This is a genomic window from Oscillibacter sp. (assembly GCF_031978065.1).
GTDB lineage: Bacteria > Bacillota > Clostridia > Oscillospirales > Oscillospiraceae > Oscillibacter.
Genome location: NZ_DALZCH010000166.1, coordinates 1 through 4,254 on the forward strand (window position 1 = coordinate 1; position 4,254 = coordinate 4,254).

Sequence of the window (4,254 nt, forward strand, 5' to 3'; positions counted from 1 at the left end):
ATGCCGTGCAGGTCTAGAACAAAGTCGTTTACGGAAAGGCACAGGTGGCCGAGCGAGGCGGCGTCAGCTATACCGACTGCTACGACTATTATTTTGCAACAAAAAAATATGAGCCAAAGGACGGAAAGAGCACAACTACGCAGAAACTGGAGTATCTTAACAACGCTGGATTTTCAGATTCCACCAAAGCCGAACTTTATTTTGCGGACCTTGCCAGCGACAGCGATTTGCTTAAACAGGCAGAACTGGAAACGAGTGTTGGTATTACTCCGGTACAATACTGGGAGTATAAGGCTTCCACGGCCGGAATCAAAGCCGACACTGACTCGGCGGGAAAAAGCATCAGCGGGTCGAAAAAGGAGAAGGTTCTGGATGCCATACACAAACTTGACCTGACGGTGAAACAGAAAGATGCGCTGTACTATGCAAACGGCTGGTCCGCAAACACACTTTCTGAAGCGCCGTGGTATGATATCATGCCGCGGTTGAATGCGAGGAGGCGAACCTCTGGGAGCGGCGGAGGAAAGACTGGGACGGCGCTGGACAAGTATTCTCTGGGAAAGTACAGCCTGGACAAGTACGATATTATGCCGAAGCTGAGGTTATGAAATAGGACAAAATTTCACCTAAAATAGCAGGGAGAGAGTGAATTTCACTCTCTCCCTGCTAAAATGTCTTATAAATAAAATTGCTAGGTATATTAATTATATTGATTTACTTCAAAGTCTTTAATTTTATCGAATATAATGTAATCCTTTCTATATTTGAAAGGTCCCTTGTTGTAGGACTTTTCAATAATAAAATAGTTTTTACCTGTTCCAGATGCCTTGGCATCATACCATGCAATAAATTCATCCACCTTTGTCATCGATAGATCGTATTCCTTAAGGGTGCCATCGACCATATAAATATCAAGTATAGCGAAGCCAGCCTCAGAAGACAACTGCGGAGTTGCAGATGCTTTGTTTGAATATTCGCTTTCACCTTGAGCGGTAACAGCGGTTACAACATAGTAATATGTGGTGCCATTGCTAACATCAGTGTCAGTATAAGACGTACCTGCTATATTTTTAGCAATCATAGTATACGATCCATCAATAGTTGTCGAGCGGTATATGTTGTAACTTGTAGAGTTAGGTACAGAATTCCAATTTAAATCTACTTTGGCGTCCCCACCGACAGCAGACAGATTGAACGAAACTTCTGGAGAACTTGGAGATGGTATAGTATACTTTGCTGCCGTTCTAGATTCGTTGTTATTAGATTCTTGCTTGTCATCAGTCAGTCCGCCAAAAACATAAATGCTATTATCCAACAATGCGCTCCCTGCGTAACGTTTGGCTTTAGGCAAAGAAGCTATGCTCTCCCAAGAGTCGGTTGTAGGATCGTAGCTCTCCGCTGCGGCAGAAATACCAGTATTGTTAGAACCACCTACTGCATAAAGCTTATTGTCCGCACTAATAAATTGGTGATTTTCGCGTTCAAGCAACATTGGCGCTTTGATCGTCCAAATGTTTGTTTCCGGATCATATGCTTGCAATTGATTTAAATGTGTGCTACTTCCATCACCACCTGATATATATATTTTATTATTCAATACCGCTGATTCGAAGTATGCGGTTTTAATATTCATGTCTGCTTTTGTTGTCCATGTATCTGCAACAGGATCATATTCTTCTACTGAAGTTAACCAATTACCAGGTGTGTACCCCCCTATAGCGTATATTTTACCATTTACTACTTCAACTTTTAATTTCTCTCTAGGGAGGTTCATTGATGCCTTAGTGGTCCAATTACCTGTCGAAGGATCATACATTTCTACAGAATCAAGAGTGCTTACTACGTTGTTAATTATGTTGTGTCCACCAATGACATACAGTTTATCATTCACAACAGCTACTTGATGATAAACTCGTGGAATTATATTATTTGTAGTATCCCAAGAATCTGCAAGGGTGTTGTAAATATAGACAACATTATTGCCTGCAACAGAACTACCCCCATCCACAATATATATTTTATCATCAATAGCAGTAGCCTCGGAATAATTAGCAGAACCGGGAATGGTTTTTTGTGTCCACACATCAGTAACTGGGTCGTAAATATCCATCAACTTTGAGCCGTAGGATATTCCACCAATTGCATAAATCTTTCCTTCCATTACCAAAGAGGAGAACGAGGATCGAACTGTAGTCATAGGAGAAATAGGTGTCCATGTCGAGTCCATTTCTGCGGCTGCCGATGGTATAATGCTCATTAGTAGAATAACGAATATTAAATTTGCTTTGTTAAATTTCTTAAATATCATTTTTATAATCCTTTCTATATTTGATTATTCTGTATATGGTCAACTATAGAACAGCATAAGAAAAAGGACAAGTCTATAAATTTTAAAAGAACAGGCATATACTAGAGTTTTGCATTATGTGGTTTTACATTATTGCTAATTTGATGGAACTGATTCTTCTGTCCCAATATCGGTTAAAAGCCCTTTCAGCTCGGGATAGGGCATGGAGTACCGCTGGCTGAGATACCGCAGCGATGCACCAAGCTCTCCGTGTGGTCCCCCGTATTGTAAGAGACTACGAAACAGAACTAAAAGACAAGGCGATAATGCATTTGCAGGAGGTTTTGGGCTTTGTCCCAGGTGGCGTATTCGATGATGGAATGGGCCGCTTCGGATTTCTGCTCCATGGTAGTGGAATCGGAAGTAATCGTCTTTAAGGCGGAACAGATAGATCTTTTCATAGCAGTGGGGGTACCAAGCTTGGCACTCTTTTTTTCTGCCACTTGAATCCGCGTGTTTACGTCGGCTAATTTTGCCTGTGTGGACTCTTTTGCGGTCTTATATTCCTCGACAGTATCGGCTCCGGCAAGGTAGGCATCACGCAGACGGTCCAGCTTCTTTGCGAGGGAATCCCGCTGGGTGCGCAGCGCGTTCAATTCGTCCTCGCCGCCATCCTTTGCCCGAATGATCTCGTACTGGATGGGCGAGTTGGTTTCAAGGTCAATTTGAAGACGGCGGATAATGGCCTCTTTTAAGAGGTCCGTAGAAACGTGCTGGGAGGTTTTGCAGCGGCCCCGGACATAGTGATTGCACTTCCAGTAGTTCGGCTTTGCGAAAATCATCGTGGCGCCGCAGGAAGAACAGCGAATCAGACCGGAAATCCAATCCTTATTGCTGCCCAGCGGTCGCCCGTGATATTTCCATGTGGCCTTCAACTCCGCGATGCGAGACTGTGCAATGTTCCATGTGTCCATATCTATCAAAGGCTCATGCTTTCCGTCGGCCAGAACAATAGCGGGGTCCGTAAAGTCGCGACGGGTGATGCCAGAGGGATTCCAGCGAAGCTTTCCGATGTAAACCGGGTTTCGGAGAATGTATTCCACCGTGCGGTTTTCAAACAGATTCCCGCGATGCGTCCGGACGCCGATGGAATTCAGCCATTTGGCAATGGGGTAGAAACCTTCTCCCTGACAAAAGCGGCGGAATATCTCTTTTATGTAAGTGGCCTCCGGTTCCTTTGGAGCCAGCACATTGTCTTGCACCGTGTAGCCGAAGGAAGGGTTGGATTGCAGTTCGCCCCGGCGATGCTTTTCCTCCATCCCGCGCTTCACCTCTTCGGCAAGGTTGATGGAGTAATATTCATCCATGGCTTCAATCAGCGCCTCCATTAGGATGCCGAGTTTTCCTTCGGCAATCGGTTCGCTGATGGAAATAACCTCAATGTGGAGCTGCTTGCGCAGGACGGACTTATAAAACACCGCGTCGTCTCTGTTGCGGGCAAAGCGGGAGAACTTCCAGAGAAGGATTGCGTCAAAGGACTTGGGTTTCAATTTTGCCGTGCCGATTAAATGACGGAAAGCGTCCCGCCCTGTGACCTTTCGCCCGGAAATCCCCTCATCCACAAAGACGTATTCGTCCGGAATAATCCAGCCGTTTTTTGCCGCCCACTTGCGTATCTCCACAAGCTGGCTGGCAGGGGACAGCTCTGTCTGGTCCTCTGTGCTGACGCGGATGTACGCGGCGGCGATTCTATATTCGTCTGCCATGGGGGTTCACCTCTATTTCTCCAAATTTCCGCGCAGATGCGCGGAAACAATCTTCAGGCACATTTTTAAAAAATCCTTGCACTCTGCATTTCGTCTGGAGAAGTCTGGGCATCTGCATTTATAGAGAGTAGTGTGATAAATCTCTCCACTGGAAGATTTTATTTGAGCGGACATATCAAACGGCGGCGCAATAAAAATTTC

The 4,254-nt window shown here is 45.0% G+C and carries 4 protein-coding genes and 1 pseudogene; 1 reads left to right on the plus strand and 4 read right to left on the minus strand.

Going from position 1 to position 4,254, the window contains the following annotated elements:
* Positions 1-44: 44 nt before the first annotated feature.
* Positions 45-608 carry a hypothetical protein gene (locus RTK01_RS15960; protein ID WP_312281920.1) on the plus strand — a complete coding sequence of 188 codons (564 nt, stop codon included), beginning with the start codon at positions 45-47 and terminating at the stop codon, positions 606-608.
* A 92-nt stretch (positions 609-700) separates the two neighbouring features.
* Here the strand turns inward: RTK01_RS15960 and RTK01_RS15965 are convergent, their stop codons facing one another.
* The 4 genes and pseudogenes from RTK01_RS15965 to RTK01_RS15980 all read right to left on the minus strand — a co-directional run.
* On the minus strand, positions 701-2,308 hold the full coding sequence (locus RTK01_RS15965; RefSeq protein WP_312281921.1) for a kelch repeat-containing protein: 1,608 nt from the start codon (positions 2,306-2,308) through the stop codon (positions 701-703).
* A 153-nt stretch (positions 2,309-2,461) separates the two neighbouring features.
* Positions 2,462-2,593: pseudogene (locus RTK01_RS15970) on the minus strand (manganese catalase family protein); the annotation flags it as partial.
* Positions 2,594-2,595: 2 nt separating this feature from the next.
* Entirely contained in the window at positions 2,596-4,053 is a 1,458-nt protein-coding gene (locus RTK01_RS15975; protein WP_312281922.1) for a recombinase family protein, read from the minus strand.
* Between the two features lie 12 nt (positions 4,054-4,065).
* Positions 4,066-4,254 (minus strand): hypothetical protein (locus tag RTK01_RS15980; protein ID WP_312281923.1); only part of this gene is annotated, 189 nt, incomplete at its 5' end.